The sequence below is a fragment of the Gordonia soli NBRC 108243 genome (assembly GCF_000334455.1).
Classification (GTDB): domain Bacteria; phylum Actinomycetota; class Actinomycetes; order Mycobacteriales; family Mycobacteriaceae; genus Gordonia; species Gordonia soli.
On sequence record NZ_BANX01000002.1, the window covers coordinates 39,062 to 56,000 of the forward strand.

A 16,939-nucleotide genomic window follows, 5' to 3' on the forward strand; every position below is an offset into this window, starting at 1 on the left:
CCGCCGGGCCGTGGCTGTGGTGCGTCGACGAGTGGAGAGTGGATGATCAAGAAGCTGACGGTGCTGTTGGCAGTTCTGGCTGCTGCAACGGTGCTGACCGGCTGGGGGGCGAGTTCTGCTGTCGCCGCACCGGCGAAGGTGTTCCTGGGCGGTGGCTCCGGAATCCTCGTGCTGAAGGGCGGCAACTCCGCATCTGCGTGCACGCTGACCACCATCGGCCGCTCGAAGACGAACAAGCTCATCGGCATCACCGCGGGTCACTGCGGCAAGCCCGGACAGAAGGTCTACTCCGAGACCTTCCAGGATCGCGGCCAGGCCGGCGTCATCACCTATTCGGCGAGTGACCTCGACGTCGCGATCATCGAGTTCGACGCAGCCAAGGTCGTCCCGCTCCGCACCGTGCGTGGCGTGACCATCCGCACCATCGACACCCGACCGATCGGCTTCCCCACCGTGGCCTGCAAGCAGGGGCGCACGACGGGCAACACCTGCGGTCTGGCGTGGTTCTCCGAGGGCAGCGCCCACTTCTCCCAGATCTGCGTGATCGAGGGTGACTCCGGCAGCCCGGTCGTCGTCGGCGACCGCCTCATCGGAATGGTCAACGCCTACTACTTCCTCGGCTGCATCGGTCCGGAGACCGGCACCAACATCGCCCCGATCCTCAAGCGGGTCGGCTCGCTGCCGCAGTACGGCAGCTTCCGCCCGATCTGACACACACCACTCGATGATGAAGGGCCCCAGCGCTTGCGCTGGGGCCCTTCATCGTTGATCTGACTGACGACCGGTGCACGCGGTCCATTCCGCGTGTCTCCCCTGCTGACCCGACCGCCCGGGCGATTCCGTAGTCGAAGGTGTCGCTCACCGACACTTTCGACTACGTACTGGGTGAAACAACAGTGCTGAGCGACCGGGAATCAGTCCTCGTACGGGGCATCGGGGTGGCGACGGCGCCACACCTCCATCTCGAGGTAGAACTGCTCGCTCGTCCACTCCGCGATCCGACGTCGCTCGTCATCTGATATCCCGGTGGTGAGGAGCCCGCCGCGGTCCTCGAACCACTCATCGACCGCCATTCGGATGCGGCGTTCGATCTCTGCAGTACGTACTCGACCGTCAACAGCGAACAGCTCGTAATCGTCTGCGCGCCAACGTGAAGGCATGGGCGTGATCTGTTCTCTCAGACCAGGGTCACCGAGATCCGCGATTGCTGCGCGCACCTCACCAGCGGTGAGCGGGTCTCGCGACATTTCCTGCAAGACCATGATGTACTCGCTCGGCAACGGTAGCCGTGACGGGGTCGAGTCACGCATATCGGTCTGCCATCTCGACCACAGCGCCAGACCGAAGACGAGCTATCGACCGTCCGTCCGAGAGTTCTTCTCTCAGCTCTGGGTGCCGCGCGTAGAAGTCGAGGAGCCACAACATCGCGGGGGCACCTATCGACAGGTTGTCGACGCGCACACTTCGATTGTTCTCCGTCGGGCCGATCGAGACCCTGGTTCCTATGTTGCGATCGCCACGAGTCTCGATCGGGCGAACGCCCGACGCCGGCCACCTGATCGGTTCGCGACCCAGGGACCACGTCGAGATCCCTGCTTCGGACAACCGCACGGATTCGCCGAAGTTGCGGGATCTCGCGATTGTCTCCCGTGCGTAGTAGATAGCCACGATCAGTGCCGCGGCCGGATAGATCAGGCGTGCACCTTCGCCCGCAAAGGGAAAGTCCATCAAACGTCGCGGAACTCCTACCGCAAACATCAGCATGCCGGTGACAACCAAGACTGCAGAAACGAGGTCCAACACGACGAACTTCTCGTCCAGGCGGACTTGCAGCCGACGGCCCTGCAGAGTGACACCGCGCATCGGTGCACGTGACATTCGACGTAGTACCTGTGCCCTGAACAAGGCGAGGACGTCGAATCCCCAGCCTGCACTGAGCGCAAGCATCGAAACGGCTCCGTACCACTCACTCCGCGCGAGATTGAACACACCCTGCACCCCGAAGAACACAGTGAAGAGTAGGAAAATGAGTATTCCTGTAACCGCGCCGCGCCAAGGAATCGTTCGCCACGCGTGGAGGGCAGGAAATGGCTCAACGTCGTGACTCAATTCCCACACCTCTGTTCTGCCAGGAACTTTCCGATCCCACTGGTCACCAGGCCGCCGACCATCCCGGCACCTAGTGCCTTTGCCGGTGCAAGCTCGGGCATCAGCGACATCATGAGCAGATCTCCCGTTACGCCAACTGCCGCAGTAGTCGTGGCGACGCATCTGCCATAGTCGCTCTCTGCGGTCGCGTAGTTGACTCCAGAGGACAGAACGCCAAGAACTGGGCCCAACATCTGTCCGCCGTACTTGATCGTCGCCGCTTGGTTCGCCGTCAGAATCGGATTCGTCTCGGCAATGTGTTTGGCGGTGACGTCCACCATCGTCGTACCCGCCAGTGTTTCCAGCTCGCGCGGCGTCGTAAGCGCATAGCTCACACCGTCTGCCTTCGCGGTAGCGTGGTCTTCGCCCGGCTTCTGCGTGCCTTTACCGGCCGCCGCACTGGCTGCGTGGTGCGATGTACCGGACCATGACCTGTCGGTACTCATTCTCACGACGCCGTTCTCGATGTTCGTCCCGAGTGAGGCGATCGACGCAGCACCGGTTTTGAGATTCGGTGCCACCGCTTGCGAGTCCGTCGACCCTCCATGTGTTGAAGACAGTCCGACTGGGGATCACTTCGGTTCTGCCACTCGACGCAGCTTTCCGGCGATCTCGTCGTCGGTTCCCTGGAATTCGCCTGCTGAGTTCGTGACGGCGGTGGAGAGCGAGTAATAGAAGAGCCCCAGCGAACGCAACGCTCCACGAACCACCGGCGCAGCGGTGCTCGCGGAATAGGACGTCGACGAACCGGGCATACACGTGGCGATCTCGTCCAACGTACTGGGCAACCCGGATTGCGACACCGAGGTGGACGCATCGCTCACCTTGGTGGCATAGCTCCGCAAGACCTCCGGATCGACTTCTACCCCGGTCATGAATCCCCCGTCGTATCTCAGCTCGCGTAGATCCTAGGTCACTCGATTCATTGGACGCGCGCTCGTCTGGTCCGGTTCCCGAGCGGGCGACCTCCCCTGTAGTCACCCGGCTGAAGCGTCGCTCACCGACACTTTCTACGACGGATTCACCTGCGCGCGGCTGCCCCACGAAAGGACGAGCCCCGCACCGGGAATCGGTGCGGGGCTCGTCAGCAGAGCAGTGAGATCAGGCGGTCTCGGTGATCGGCCGGTCGACCCAGCTCATCAGGTCGCGCAGCTTCTTGCCGGTGACCTCGATCGGGTGCTCGGCGTTGGCCTTGCGGAGGCCCTCGAGCTCGGTGTTGCCGTTCTCGACGTTGGCGACGAGGCGACGGGTGAACTCACCGGACTGGATGTCGGCGAGGATCGCCTTCATGCGCTCCTTGGTGTCGGCGTCGATGACGCGCGGGCCCGACAGGTAGCCACCGAACTCCGCGGTGTCGGAGACCGAGTAGTTCATGCGCGCGATGCCGCCCTCGTACATGAGGTCGACGATCAGCTTGAGCTCGTGCAGAACCTCGAAGTAGGCCATCTCCGGCGCGTAACCGGCCTCGACCATGACCTCGAAGCCCGTCTTGACCAGTTCCTCGGTGCCACCGCAGAGCACGGCCTGCTCGCCGAAGAGATCGGTCTCGGTCTCTTCCTTGAAGGTAGTCTTGATGATGCCCGCACGACCACCGCCGATGGCGCTGGCGTAGCTGAGCGCGAGGGCCTGGCCCTCACCCTTCGGGTCCTGGTCCACGGCGATCAGGCAGGGCACACCCTTGCCGTCGACGAACTGGCGACGGACGAGGTGGCCCGGGCCCTTCGGCGCGACCATGCCGACGGTGATGTTCTCCGCGGGCTTGATCAGGTCGAAGTGGATGTTGAGGCCGTGGCCGAAGAAGATGGCGTCGCCATCCTTCAGGTGCGGCTCGATCTCCTCGGTGAAGATCTTCGCCTGCGAGGTGTCCGGCGCCAGGATCATGATGACGTCGGCCCACTCGGCGGCCTCGGCGGCGCTGAGCACCTTGAGGCCCTGCTCGGCGGCCTTCTCACGCGACTTGCTGCCCTCACGCAGACCGACCGCGACCTCGACACCCGAGTCCCGGAGCGACAGTGAGTGAGCATGGCCCTGGCTGCCGTAGCCGATCACCGCGACCTTGCGACCCTGGATGATCGACAGATCGGCGTCGTCATCGTAGAACAGTTCGATCGCCACTATTACTTCCCTTCGATTTTCTGTTGCCCTCGAGAGTCGTTGCGACCCAAGGGATGTGTACTACGTGCTGTCAGCGGTTGGCCGACATGCTCTTCGGCCCCCGACCCAGCGTCACAGCCCCCGACTGCGCGATCTCGCGGATGCCGTACGGATCGAGCATCCGCAGCAGCGCCTCGAGCTTCTCCGACGTTCCGGTGGCCTCGATGGTCAGCGACTCGGGCGAGACGTCGATGACCTTGGCGCGGAACAGGTTGACCACCTCGATCACCTCGGTGCGCACCGTGGCGTCGGAGCGGACCTTGACCATCATCAGCTCGCGGGACACCGAGTTGGCCGGGTCCTGCTCGACGATCTTGATGACGTTGATCAGCTTGTTGAGCTGCTTGGTGACCTGCTCGAGCGGGAAGTCCTCGACGGAGACCATGATGGTCATCCGCGAAATGCCCTTGAGCTCGGTCGGTCCGACCGCCAGCGACTCGATGTTGAAGCCGCGACGCGAGAACAGTGCCGACACACGTGCCAGGACACCCGGGGTGTCCTCGACGAGGACGCTCAGCGTGTGGGTGGTGCTCATCGGTTGCCCTTCTCCGCAGACGCGTCGGCCGGTGCCTTCGCGACCGACTGCTCGGCGTTCATCGTCTGGTGGATCTCGACCGGGCCCGACGCCGACTCGTCGTCGTCGAACAGCGGCCGGATGTCACGGGCCGCCATGATCTCGTCGTTGCCCGTGCCTGCTGCGACCATCGGCCACACCTGCGCGTCGGCACCGACGATGAAGTCGATGACCACGGGACGGTCGTGGATCTCGCGTGCCTTGGCGATCACCTCGTCGACCTCTTCTTCGGTCTCGGCACGGAAGGCTGCACAGCCCAACGCTTCTGCGAGCTTGACGAAATCCGGGATACGGCGCGAGTGCGTCGCCAGGTCGGTGTTCGAGTACCGCTCCTCGTAGAAGAGCGTCTGCCACTGGCGGACCATGCCCAGGTTGCCGTTGTTGATGAGTGCGACCTTGATCGGGATGCCCTCGATGGCACAGGTGGCCAGTTCCTGATTGGTCATCTGGAAGCAGCCGTCACCGTCGATGGCCCAGACCTCAGTCTCGGGAGCGCCCATCTTGGCGCCCATCGCGGCGGGAACGGCGTAACCCATGGTGCCCAGACCGCCCGAGTTCAACCACGTACGCGGCTTCTCGTAGGAGATGAACTGGGCAGCCCACATCTGGTGCTGACCGACACCTGCGCAATAGACGGCGTCCGGTCCCCCGGCCTTGCCGATCGCCGAGATCACGTACTCGGGCGACAGCGAGCCGTCGGCCTGACGGTCGTAGCTCAGGGGGTACGTCGAGCGGATGCCGTCGAGGTACTTCCACCATTCGCTGATGTCGGGCGAGGTGCCGGAGGTGGCGCGCTCGTTGCGGAGCGTCTCGGTCAGGTCGGCGATGACGGCCTTGCAGTCACCGACGATCGGCACGTCGGCCACCCGGTTCTTGCCGATCTCGGCCGGATCGATGTCGGCGTGGATGACCTTGGCGTTGGGTGCGAACGACGACAGCTGACCGGTGACGCGGTCGTCGAAGCGTGCGCCGAGTGTGATCAGCAGGTCGCTGCGTTGCAATCCGGCGACCGCCGCGACGGTCCCGTGCATACCGGGCATACCCAGGTGCTGTTCATGGCTGTCGGGGAACGCTCCGCGAGCCATCAGCGTGGTGACCACCGGGATGCCGGTCAGTTCGGCCAACTCCCGGAGTTCTTCTGTCGCATTGGCCTTGATCACGCCGCCGCCGACGTAGAGCACCGGAGCGGATGCCGCGTTGATCAGTCGAGCGGCCTCGCGGACCTGTTTGCCGTGCGGCTTGGTGACCGGGCGGTATCCGGGCAGGTCGATCTGCGGCGGCCAGGAGAAGGTCGTCTGCGACTGCAGGACGTCCTTGGGGATGTCGACGAGAACCGCACCCGGGCGGCCACTCTCGGCGATGTGGAAGGCCTCAGCCATCACGCGCGGGATGTCGGCACCGTTGCTCACCAGGAAGTTGTGCTTGGTGATCGGCATCGTGATGCCGGAGATGTCGGCCTCCTGGAAGGCGTCGGTACCGATCAGCGCCTTGCCGACCTGGCCGGTGATGGCGACGACGGGCACCGAATCCATCTGGGCGTCGGCGAGCGGGGTGACCAGGTTGGTGGCGCCGGGCCCCGAGGTCGCCATGCAGACTCCGGCGCGGCCGGTGACCTGGGCGTAGCCGGTGGCGGCGTGACCCGCCCCCTGCTCGTGGCGAACCAGGACGTGACGCACCTTCTGCGAGTCGAGAAGCGGATCGTAGACGGGCAGAACCGCTCCACCAGGGATGCCGAAGACGACGTCGACGCCGAGCTCCTCGAGCGACCGGACGACCGACTGGGCACCGCTGACGCGCTCCGGCGCGACCGTGTGCTGCCCTACCGCCCGGAGGTTTCCCGCCGCCGGGGACTGGGTGCGTCCATCTCCCGTACGCGCCGCCCTGTCGGCGGCGTCGGTGCGTGCTGTTGGTGCGCTCACTGCACGATCCTCATCTTGTGTGGTCTGGTCGGTGACAAGAAAAAACCCCCGACAGCTGAGCTGTTCGAGGGTGGCGCGTCGATGCTGAGGTCTACGAAGTGACCGGTCAGGCGACGACGCGCCGGCCGATTACTACGAGAGAGTGGTTCTGCATCACGTCCACCACGGTATGACCGCGTATATCGCCTAGTCAAACTCCGGACCAATGCGTCCCACACTGTGGGAACGGGCAGGTGGACAGCATCATCGGAGCGGGTGACAGAATGGAAGCGTGTCCACGCCACCGAGTGATTCCGAGGCCTCCCCCCCTGCGGACGAGCCGCAGCCGATCGACCTCCCGCAGGAGTTCCGCGTCCAGAAGGTCGCGTACATCACCGTGTTGATGGTGCTGCTCGTCTGCGTCATCGTGGCCGGCATCTCGCTGCCGCTGCTCGGCTGGACCCTGGTTCTGCCCTTTGTCCTGGCGTGGTGGATCTGGCGTATCCGCACCGTCGTCACGGTCGACGGATTGCAGGCCGTCGGGACGTTCTCCACCCGCGACATCCCGTGGGCCGAACTGGACGGCCTCCAGTTCAAGCGCTGGGGTTCGGTGCGCGCCGTGCTCATCAACGGAACCAGTGTCCGCTTGCCCGCCATCGCATTCCAGGATCTGCCGCGGTTGTCGGCGGCGAGCGCCGGCCGCATCCCCGACCCCTACGCGACGCTGCCCGAGGACTGACCTTCTTGATCGGCGCGTCGACCCCCGACGGCGCCCCGGCCTCCGCGCGCCGCCTATCGTCCGCATGTGACGGTTCATGAGGTTCGCAGCATCGACGACCTGGTCCGCGACGGCGATCTGGGCGCCATCTCGGCAGCGGTGGCAGCGATGCCACCCGGCGACGTCGCGGCGATACTCGAACAACTCGTCCGACGCAGGCGTCCCATCGTCTTCCGTCTGCTGGCCAAGGACGCCGCCGTCGAGGTGTTCGACGATCTGAGTCCGGCCGCCCAGCGCGACCTCGTGGCCGACCTCGGCACCGCCGAGGTCGCCGACGCCTTCGACGCACTCGACCCCGACGACCGCGCCGAATTGCTGGACGAACTACCCGCGACCGTCGCCAACTCGCTGATCCAGCGACTCTCGCCACGGGAGCGTGAGCGGACGGCCACGGTCCTCGGCTTCCGGCGGGGCTCCGTCGGCCGCCGGATGAGTCCGGAATTCGTGCACGCCCACCCCGACGAGCCCGTCGGCGAAGCCCTCGAACGGGTGAAGACCCGCGGTCACGCCGCCGAGACCATCTACACCGTCCCGGTCGTCGACCGCACGCGACACCTCTGCGGGGTCGTATCGCTGCGCGACCTGCTCCTCGTCGATCAGTCCGACCCGGTGCGGGATCACCTGCGGCAGCCCATCTTCGCCCATGTCGACGACTCCGCCGAACCCACGGCCCAGCGTTGTGTCGACCGCGGCATCCTGGCGATGCCGGTGGTCGACAGCGAGGAACGCCTCGTCGGGGTGCTCACGATCGACGATGCCGTCGACATCATCGAACAGGCCAGGGACGAGGACGAGGCCCGCGCCGGAGCGCGCGAGCCCCTCGATGCCCCGTATCTCGCGTCGTCGATCTTGTCGATAACCCGCGCCCGCATCGTGTGGCTGTTCGTGCTCGCGGTGTCGGCCATCCTGACGGTCAACGTATTGGAGATCTTCGAGGGCACCCTGGAGCAGCGGGTGGCGCTCGCCCTCTTCATCCCGCTGCTGACAGGCATCGGCGGCAACACCGGATCACAGGCGGCCACCACCGTCACCAGGGCCCTCGCCGTCGACGAGGCGGCGCCGCGCGACATCGCCCGGGTCGCGGGCAAGGAGGCCAGGGTCGGCCTGACCATGGGCCTGGGACTCGGCGTGGCCGGGTTCGTCGTCGCGACACTGGTCTACGGCGTCGACATCGGCACCGTGATCGCGACGACCATCCTCGCGGTCTGCACGATGGCCGCGACGGTGGGTGGGGTCATGCCCCTGATCGCCCGGGTCATCCGCGTCGACCCCGCGGTGTTCTCGACCCCGTTCATCTCCACCTTCTGCGACGCGACCGGGCTGATCATCTACTTCCTCATCGCCCGAGCGGTCCTCGGCATCTGACGATGTCCGGCGCCGGGCGACACCGGCGGACGAATCGAGGTCGACACCGCGGAGTAGCCTGATGAGCACCGGTGGCGGCGTCATCCTCGGTGCCACCGCGCGAGGCCGATGTCCGCGGCGCGTGAACAACCTCCGCAGCCGCACGTCGACCCCATCAGTCCGACTCACCAGTGCCCGTACGCCTACCCGCGTGCGGACCATCGATCCTGATCGAGGAACCATGCCAGCCCTGAGGTCCCGCACCACGACCGTCGGCCGCGAGGCCGCCGGTGCCCGCTCGCTCTGGCGGGCGACCGGAATGACCGACGACGACTTCGGCAAGCCGATCGTCGCGATCGCGAACTCGTACACCCAGTTCGTGCCCGGTCACGTCCACCTCAAGGACGTCGGCGAGATCGTGGCGGACGCGGTGCGCGCCGCGGGCGGCGTGCCCCGTGAGTTCCACACCATCGCCGTCGACGACGGGATCGCGATGGGACACAGCGGCATGCTGTACTCGCTGCCCAGCCGCGAGATCATCTCCGACTCCGTGGAGTACATGGTCAACGCGCACACCGCCGACGCACTCGTGTGCATCTCCAACTGCGACAAGATCACCCCGGGCATGCTCAATGCCGCGATGCGTCTGAACATCCCGACCGTCTTCGTCTCCGGCGGTCCGATGGAGGCGGGCAAGGCGGTGGTGGTCGGCGACATCGTCCATCCGTCGTCGGATCTGATCACCACCATCTCGGCGTCGGCCAACAGCGACGTCGACGAGGACGCGTTGTCCGAGGTCGAGCGGTCCGCCTGTCCCACCTGCGGTTCGTGTTCGGGGATGTTCACCGCCAACTCGATGAACTGCCTCACCGAGGCGCTGGGACTCGCTCTGCCCGGCAACGGTTCCACCCTGGCCACCCACGAGGCGCGCCACGCCCTGTTCGAGCGTGCCGGTCGTGTCATCGTCGACGCCGCGACCCGCTGGTACCGCGACGACGACGAGTCGGTGTTGCCGCGCAACGTCGCGACCGCCACCGCCTTCCGCAACGCGATGGCGCTGGATGTCGCCATGGGCGGTTCCACCAACACCGTGCTGCACATCCTCGCGGCCGCGGTGGAGGGTGAGGTCGACGGCTTCGACCTGAACGTGATCGATCAGATCAGTCGAAACGTCCCGTGCCTGTCGAAGGTGTCGCCGAACTCCGACTACCACATGGAAGACGTCCACCGTGCGGGCGGAATACCGGCAATTCTCGGCGAACTCCGTCGCGCCGGCCTGGTCGACGACTCGGCGAGCACGGTCCACGCGCCGACCCTCGCCGCATTTCTGGACGACTGGGACATCCGCGGCGGCTCGCCCACCGACGAGGCGCTCGAACTCTTCCACGCCGCGCCCGGTGGTGTCCGCACCACGACACCGTTCTCGACCGCCAACCGCTGGTCGAGCCTCGACACCGACGCGGCCGGTGGCTGTATCCGTGATCTCGAGCACGCCTACACGGTCGAGGGCGGATTGTGCGTCCTGAAGGGCAACCTCGCGCCGAACGGCGCGATCCTCAAGACCGCCGGCATCGACGAGGACCTCTGGCACTTCGAAGGACCCGCTCGCGTGGTCGAGAGTCAGGAAGACGCCGTGCAGGTGATCCTCTCCAAGACCATCCAGGCCGGCGAGGTGCTCGTCGTGCGCTATGAGGGACCGTCCGGCGGCCCCGGCATGCAGGAGATGCTGCACCCGACCGCCTTCATGAAGGGCACCGGCATGGGCAAGAAGTGTGCGCTCATCACCGACGGTCGGTTCTCCGGCGGATCGTCGGGTCTGTCGGTCGGACACATGTCGCCCGAGGCCGCCGCCGGCGGGGCCATCGGACTCGTCGAGGACGGCGACCCGATCTTCATCGACGTCAAGACGCGTCAGCTCAAGGTCCTCGTCGACGACGAGGTGCTGGCCGAGCGTCGGGCGAAGATGGAGGCGTCCGAGCGTCCGTGGCAGCCCAAGGATCGCCAACGGCACGTCACCACCGCACTGCGCGCCTACGCGAAGTTGGCCACCTCGGCCGACCGTGGCGCGGTCCGGCACGTCGACTAGGTACCGCCGCTCCACACACCTCCGCCCCGCGAGGTCTCCCACCCGATCACGGGTGGTCCGACCACACGGGGCGGAGTGCTGTCCGGGGCTCTCGTGATCCGACGGGTGTCGGGATCAGCCGTTACCGGGTGAGTTGAACGGGTTGGTCCCGTTGAACACCATCCACACCGCGACCGCAGCGCCGATCCCGACGAGGAGGAGCAGCAACGATCCCCACGACGGTCGGCGCGCCCAGCCCCGCGGCGCGTCGAGTGCGATCCGACCGGGGCCGGTCAGGATGATCACCGCGGCGGCCAGCGCCAGGAGCAATTCGTACTCGATCCCGGAGCCGTTGCCGTCGGCGGCGAAGAACCACACCCCACCTGCCAGCGTCGACTTGTACGCGCCCGCGATCAGCAGCACACCCAGCGCACCCGCGGCCGCGACGGGCGTGAACAGTCCGACGACCAGGAGCACACCGCTGAGCGTCTCGGTGATGGCGCCGACGATCGCGAGGGGCCGCGCGGCGTCCGGTGTGAACCCGATCGCCGGATTCGTCGAGTTCAGCAAGAAGTCCTCGAATCCGCTGAGGCGAGGACCGTTCCACAGCCCGAAGAGCTTCTGCGCCCCGTGCGCCACGAGAATCGCGCCGACACCGACGCGGAGCAGCAACAGACCGATGTCGAGTGTGCCGCGCCGCGCGCGTCGCTCGGCGTCCTCGAGTTCGTCCTCGGCCACGCGCAGCCGACGATCCGACGGTTCGTCGTGGTCGGCCTCGTCGTACAGGTGTCGGGTCTCCGGCGAGTCGTAGGCTGCCGGGGAGTCGAATGTCGGCGCATCGAACTCGGGGGCCGCCGGTGGCAGTGGATCGCCTGCGGCGAACGCGGTGGTGGCCGTCTCGTCGGCGACGGGTTCCGCGGGGTCGGGCGCGGGTCGACGTCCCGACTTCGCGGACGTGACGGGTGCGGCGGCGGGGAACGCGACCGTCGGGTCGGCCGGGTCCTTCGGTGTCGCGGGTCCGGTCGCTCCGAATCCGGCTGCCCCCGAACCCGCCCGGGGCGGTCCTGCAGCGGGCGGACCCGCAGGGTCGCTGCCCGGCGCTGCGGGCGCGGGCACCGTCGGTGCGGTCGATCCGGCCCTCGGGCGGCCCGTTGCGGATCTGGGCGTACCGGCCGGGATGGCGGTGGTGTCGACGTCGTCCGGGTCCAGGTCGTCGAGATCGTCCACCCGGGACACACCCCGCCCCGGGTCGGTCGCGTGCCGTGCGTAGAAGGAGTCCCGATCCGCCGTCGTCGACGGCCGCCGGGTCAGTGCCTCGCCCGCCGTCGCCCGCGGGCCGCTGGGTGGGTTCTCGGCTGCCGCTCGCTCGAGCTCGCCGGCGTCGATCTCCCCGGTCGGTTCGTCGTACGGACTGGAACCGCTGGTCGCGTTCGTGTCACGTTCGCTCACATGCCCGACTCTAGAGGTTCCCGGCGCTGTGCCCGACGATCAGCGCACGGTGGGTCGTGATCGATCGCCTACTGTGGTTGGCATGATCCGCGAGCGCGACGGGCACGGTCGCACCGATGCCGGCGTACGTCGTCGCCACAGTGCGGCCGTGATCCTCGTCGCAGTGGTCGCGATGGTCCTGGCCGGGTGCGCGGACTTCACCGAGCAGGATCGCGCCAAGGACGCCGGCACCTTCAGCGCGAACAACGAGTCGATGGCGATCCGGCAGACCCCGCCGCCGCGCAGCGCGCCGACCGAGACACAGCCGCCACCCCCGCCGGGTCCCTGTGTCGATCCCGATCCCGCGGTCATCGCCACCTGCCTCGCATCGACCGGCGGCGTGCGTGCCGGTGACGACAAAGGAGACGTGACCACCGTCGCGGAACGGACCACGGGCCGGATCGTCACCACCAAACGGTATGGACCGCAACGGGTCCTGGGCACCGTTCCGGTCGACTCCTCGGGAGACGGCGGACTCGTCGACTTCGCCCTGTCCCCCACCTATGCGCAGGACCAGCTGATCTACGCCCTGGTGACGACGCCGTCGGACAACAGGATCGTGCGCCTGGCACCGGGCGACGTACCCAAGCCGATCCTCACCGGGATTCCCAAGGGCCAGACCGGGAACATGGGCGCGATGTTCTTCCGGACACCACGAGAACTGGTGGTCGCGACCGGCGATGCCGGCAATCCGGCATCCGCGGGTGACCCCGGCTCGTTGGCCGGCAAGGTGTTGCTCGTGACCGCCCTGGGGTCCGGTGACAACCCCCGACCTCGAATCCTGGCCTCCGGCTTGGGGTCCAACGTGTCGCTGTGCCCGAGCCCGACGAGCGGTTCGTTGTACATCGCCGACCAGGCACCGGCCGAGGACCGGATCCAGGTGCTCGAACGAAGCGGCCTCAAGCCGTTGTGGACCTGGCCGGACAAGCCTCAGATCGCGGGATGCGCGGTCTCGGCCGGCAGCATCTTCGTCTCCACCACCCGAACCCAGCAGATCCTCGGCATCAACGAGCCGACGCGGCAGCGGCCGACCATCTCACCGCCGACCGTCGCGCTCGAGAAGCGTTATGGCGCACTGGGGCGGATGACCGCACTCGAGAACGGCCTGATCCAGTTCGCGACCGTCAACCGCGAGAGCGGTAAGCCGGTCAGTACCGATGACCGCGTGGTCAAGTTCTTCCCGCCGTCGGCGTCCGAAGACCGCACCTGATCGGCATCCGTCGATTCGGCTGAGGTGCGTCGACGACGCATGTGACGTCGGTCGGCGACGCCGTGGGGCCGCGGACGGCTGCGACCTCAGAAGACCTCAGCCGACGAGGTCGTCACGCCAGTACCCGATTCAGCTGCAGGCGGCGATGACCAGTTCCTTGACACGGGCGGGATCTGCCTGGCCGCGCGTCGCCTTCATCACGTCGCCGACGATCTTGCCTGCTGCCGCGACCTTGCCGCCGCGGATCTTCTCGGCGATGTCGGGGTTGGCGGCCAGCGCCTCGTCGACCGCCTTCTGCAATGCGGAGTCGTCGCGGACGACCTCGAGTCCGCGGTCGGCGACGACCTGCTCGGGCTCGCCCTCGCCGTCGAGGACGCCGACGGCGACCTGTTGCGCGAGCTTGGTGGTGAGCTTGCCCTCGTCGACGAGGCCGATGATCGACGCGACCTGGGCAGGGGTGATCGTCAGGTCGGCCAGCTCGACCTCACGGCTGTTGGCCTGCTGGGCGAGGAAGGAGACCCACCAGCCGCGGGCGGCCTCGGCGCCCGCGCCGGCGTCGACGGTGGCGATGATCAGGTCGACCGCACCGACGTTGACGAGGTCGCGCATCACCTCGTCGGAGACACCCCACTCCTCCTGGATCCGGGCGCGGCGCACCCACGGCAGTTCCGGCAGCGTGGTGCCCAGCTGCTCGATCCACTCCGCGGCGGGCTGGACCGGCGGGAGATCGGGTTCCGGGAAGTACCGGTAGTCCTCGGCCGTCTCCTTGCGCCGTCCGGCCGACGTCGTGCCGTCCGTCTCGTGGTAATGCCGTGTCTCCTGGACGATCTCGCCGCCCGCGAGCAGGATGGCCGCCTGGCGGCGCATCTCGTAGGTGATCGCGACCTCGACGCTCTTCAGCGAGTTCACGTTCTTGGTCTCGGTGCGCGTACCGAACTCGGCGGCCCCCGTGGGCTTCAGCGAGACGTTGGCGTCGCAGCGCAACGATCCCTGATCCATCCGGACGTCGGAGACGTCGAGGGCTTTCAGCAGATCGCGGAGTGCGGTGACGTAGGCCCGGGCCACCTCGGGTGCGCGGGCGCCGGCACCGACGATCGGTCGGGTCACGATCTCGACCAGCGGCACACCTGCACGGTTGTAGTCCAGCAGCGAGTGGCTCGCTCCGTGGATACGTCCCGACCCGCCGATGTGCAGCGACTTACCGGTGTCCTCCTCCATGTGCGCGCGCTCGATCTCGACGCGCCACTCGGTGCCGTCGGTGAGCACGACGTCCAGGTGACCGTCGAAGGCGATGGGCTCGTCGTACTGCGAGATCTGGTAGTTCTTCGGCTGGTCCGGGTAGAAGTAGTTCTTCCGCGCGAAGACGCTGGAGGGCCGGATCGAGCAGTTCAACGCCAACCCGATGCGGATGGCGGACTCGATCGCCTTCTCGTTGGCGACCGGCAGCGATCCGGGCAACCCGATGCAGACCGGACACACCTGGGTGTTGGGATCGGCTCCGAAGGTGGTCGGGCATCCGCAGAACATCTTGGTGGCGGTGCCCAGTTCGACGTGGACCTCGAGGCCCATGACCGGGTCGAACTTCTCGATCACCTGGTCATAGTCGATGAGCTCCACGGCGGCTGCAGTCATGGCGATCAGTCTATTCGTCGGCCGACCGGGACGAGACGGGGGTGAGCCCCGCGGGCCACCTGATTCCCGGGTCACGTTCAGGGGAAACCCCGATGCCGATGCTGATCGGCGTCCGTAGCGTCGATGGAGACGAAAGGACATCGATCATGACGATCCAGACCACCGACCCCACCCGCAAGCTGATGCGTTCGCGGAGCGATTCCTGGCTCGGCGGTGTATGCGGCGGACTCGCACGGCGGTTCGGCATCGACGCCACGCTCGTGCGGGTGCTGTTCGTGCTGTCGATCCTGCTGCCTGGCCCGCAGGTACTGCTCTACCTGGTGCTGTGGCTGATCATCCCTCGCGAACCCGTTCCGGGCACCGTCGCACCGATCGCCTACCCACCCGCCGTCTGAGGCCGATGCCCTGGGGTCCGCGTCATCCGAAGATGACGCGGATCTCCTGGTACTGATCCTGGGGAACCGTCTTGTGGTTGGCGAGCGCCTCGTCGAAGCCGACCCGCACGATGTCGGTGCCGCGCAGCGCGACCATCTGGCCCCAACCGCGGTCGGCGATCAGATCGGTGGTCGCCATCCCCAGGCGGGTGGCGAGCACACGATCGAAACCGGTGGGGACACCGCCGCGTTGGATGTGCCCGAGCACGGTGGCCCTCGTCTCGATGCCGGTCCGCTCCTGGATCAACGGGGCGAGCACCTCCGCGATGCCGCCGAGTCGCGGACGGTTGAACCCGTCGAGCCCCTTGGTCGAGTGGGCGTCGGACATCTCGGGCAGCTTGAACCCCTCGGCGACCACCACCATCGGCGAACGACCGCGCTTCTTGACGCTGGTCACCCATGCACAGATCTGGTCGATGCTCTCCGGTTGCTCGGGAATGAGGATGGCGTGGGCACCGCCCGCGATCCCCGAGTAGAGCGCGATCCAGCCGGCGTGGCGCCCCATCACCTCGAGCACCATGCAGCGCTTGTGGGAGTTGCCGGTGGTCCGTAGTCGGTCGATCGCCTCGGTGGCGATCTCCACGGCCGTGTTGAAACCGAAGGTGTAGTCCGTGGCGTCGAGGTCGTTGTCGATGGTCTTGGGGACGCCGACGATGTTGATGCCGTCCTCGTACAGTCGCTTCGACGCCGATGCGGTTCCCTCACCGCCGATGGCGACCACGCCGTCGAGATCGAGCCGATCGAGGACCTTCGCGATGTTCTCCGCGCCGCCGTCGGGTTCCTGATACGGCCCGAATCGACTGGTGCCCAAGATCGTTCCGCCCTGGTGCGACAGACCGCGGACGACCGAGCGGTCGAGATCCATCACCTCGCCGTGGACGAGACCCCACCATCCGTCGCGGAACCCGACGAACTCCTGGCCGTAGACGGTCTCCCCCTTGAGCACCGCGCCGCGGATGACGGCGTTGAGGCCGGGGCAGTCGCCGCCGGAGGTGAGGATGCCGAACCGCTTGCCCATCGTCGAGAAGCCTCCCTGTCGGTCCGCCGTCGCATCCGGTAGCGGATCCGATCACTGCCCCAATCTAGTGGCCGACGGTCGCGCGCGCCGGATACCCGGGGTCCGCGCAGCAAGACGCGACACCCGAGCACGTCGATCGTGCGCTCCAGATCGTCGACCGTGCGCTCTGGATCGTTGACCGTGCGCTCTAGAGCGT

16 protein-coding genes are annotated in these 16,939 nt (G+C 66.9%); 6 read left to right on the forward strand and 10 right to left on the reverse strand.

Translation table 11 applies throughout. The annotated features are described in order from the left end of the window. Positions 1-42: 42 nt before the first annotated feature. A complete protein-coding gene (locus GS4_RS00655) occupies positions 43-711 on the forward strand; it encodes a chymotrypsin family serine protease (RefSeq protein WP_007616446.1) in 669 nt (222 codons plus the stop codon). A 203-nt stretch (positions 712-914) separates the two neighbouring features. On the opposite strand, the gene GS4_RS25480 is transcribed toward GS4_RS00655, so the two are convergent. The 7 genes from GS4_RS25480 to GS4_RS00690 form a co-directional block, all read right to left on the reverse strand. Beyond that, the gene (locus GS4_RS25480; protein ID WP_157226440.1) at positions 915-1,160 is read right to left on the reverse strand and encodes a hypothetical protein; all 246 of its coding nucleotides are present in this window, start codon (positions 1,158-1,160) and stop codon (positions 915-917) included. A 142-nt stretch (positions 1,161-1,302) separates the two neighbouring features. Next, positions 1,303-2,109, reverse strand: a complete 807-nt coding sequence (locus tag GS4_RS00665; RefSeq protein ID WP_007616452.1) for a hypothetical protein — start codon at positions 2,107-2,109, stop codon at positions 1,303-1,305. Then, positions 2,106-2,669 (reverse strand): hypothetical protein, encoded by a 564-nt coding sequence (locus GS4_RS00670; RefSeq protein WP_007616454.1) that lies wholly within the window; start codon positions 2,667-2,669, stop codon positions 2,106-2,108. The genes GS4_RS00665 and GS4_RS00670 overlap by 4 nt, the downstream gene beginning before the upstream one ends. 51 nt (positions 2,670-2,720) lie before the next feature. Further along, positions 2,721-3,023 (reverse strand): hypothetical protein, encoded by a 303-nt coding sequence (locus tag GS4_RS00675; RefSeq protein WP_007616456.1) that lies wholly within the window; start codon positions 3,021-3,023, stop codon positions 2,721-2,723. A gap of 226 nt (positions 3,024-3,249) precedes the next feature. Beyond that, positions 3,250-4,263: a ketol-acid reductoisomerase gene (gene ilvC / locus GS4_RS00680; protein ID WP_007616458.1), complete on the reverse strand. Its 1,014-nt coding sequence runs from the start codon at positions 4,261-4,263 to the stop codon at positions 3,250-3,252. A 70-nt stretch (positions 4,264-4,333) separates the two neighbouring features. After that, positions 4,334-4,837 carry an acetolactate synthase small subunit gene (gene ilvN / locus GS4_RS00685; protein ID WP_007616460.1) on the reverse strand — a complete coding sequence of 168 codons (504 nt, stop codon included), beginning with the start codon at positions 4,835-4,837 and terminating at the stop codon, positions 4,334-4,336. After that, positions 4,834-6,795, reverse strand: coding sequence for an acetolactate synthase large subunit (locus GS4_RS00690; protein ID WP_007616462.1), 1,962 nt, complete (start codon positions 6,793-6,795; stop codon positions 4,834-4,836). Before GS4_RS00690 ends, ilvN begins: the two co-directional genes overlap by 4 nt. Positions 6,796-7,066: 271 nt before the next feature. Here GS4_RS00690 and GS4_RS00695 point away from each other — a divergent pair, with 271 nt between their 5' ends. The 3 genes from GS4_RS00695 (at position 7,067) to ilvD (ending at position 10,982) form a co-directional block, all read left to right on the forward strand. Continuing rightward, complete coding sequence (locus GS4_RS00695; RefSeq protein ID WP_007616465.1) at positions 7,067-7,513, forward strand: PH domain-containing protein; 447 nt, start codon at positions 7,067-7,069, stop codon at positions 7,511-7,513. Positions 7,514-7,579: 66 nt separating this feature from the next. Beyond that, positions 7,580-8,917: a magnesium transporter gene (mgtE, locus tag GS4_RS00700; protein ID WP_007616467.1), complete on the forward strand. Its 1,338-nt coding sequence runs from the start codon at positions 7,580-7,582 to the stop codon at positions 8,915-8,917. Between the two features lie 220 nt (positions 8,918-9,137). Next, complete coding sequence (gene ilvD / locus GS4_RS00705) at positions 9,138-10,982, forward strand: dihydroxy-acid dehydratase (RefSeq protein WP_007616468.1); 1,845 nt, start codon at positions 9,138-9,140, stop codon at positions 10,980-10,982. A gap of 114 nt (positions 10,983-11,096) precedes the next feature. Here ilvD and GS4_RS00710 read toward each other — a convergent pair whose 3' ends face one another. Further along, positions 11,097-12,410: a DoxX family membrane protein gene (locus GS4_RS00710; protein WP_007616470.1), complete on the reverse strand. Its 1,314-nt coding sequence runs from the start codon at positions 12,408-12,410 to the stop codon at positions 11,097-11,099. 172 nt (positions 12,411-12,582) lie between these two features. On the opposite strand from GS4_RS00710, the gene GS4_RS00715 reads away from it, so the two are divergent. Continuing rightward, complete coding sequence (locus GS4_RS00715; RefSeq protein WP_040509018.1) at positions 12,583-13,659, forward strand: PQQ-dependent sugar dehydrogenase; 1,077 nt, start codon at positions 12,583-12,585, stop codon at positions 13,657-13,659. 129 nt (positions 13,660-13,788) lie between these two features. Here GS4_RS00715 and gatB read toward each other — a convergent pair whose 3' ends face one another. After that, entirely contained in the window at positions 13,789-15,291 is a 1,503-nt protein-coding gene (gene gatB, locus GS4_RS00720; protein ID WP_007616472.1) for an Asp-tRNA(Asn)/Glu-tRNA(Gln) amidotransferase subunit GatB, read from the reverse strand. A gap of 146 nt (positions 15,292-15,437) precedes the next feature. Between gatB and GS4_RS00725 the strand changes: the two genes are divergently transcribed. Continuing rightward, positions 15,438-15,686, forward strand: coding sequence for a PspC domain-containing protein (locus tag GS4_RS00725; RefSeq protein ID WP_007616473.1), 249 nt, complete (start codon positions 15,438-15,440; stop codon positions 15,684-15,686). Between the two features lie 22 nt (positions 15,687-15,708). Here GS4_RS00725 and GS4_RS00730 read toward each other — a convergent pair whose 3' ends face one another. Further along, the gene (locus GS4_RS00730) at positions 15,709-16,743 is read right to left on the reverse strand and encodes an ATP-dependent 6-phosphofructokinase (protein WP_007616474.1); all 1,035 of its coding nucleotides are present in this window, start codon (positions 16,741-16,743) and stop codon (positions 15,709-15,711) included. Positions 16,744-16,939 lie beyond the last annotated feature (196 nt).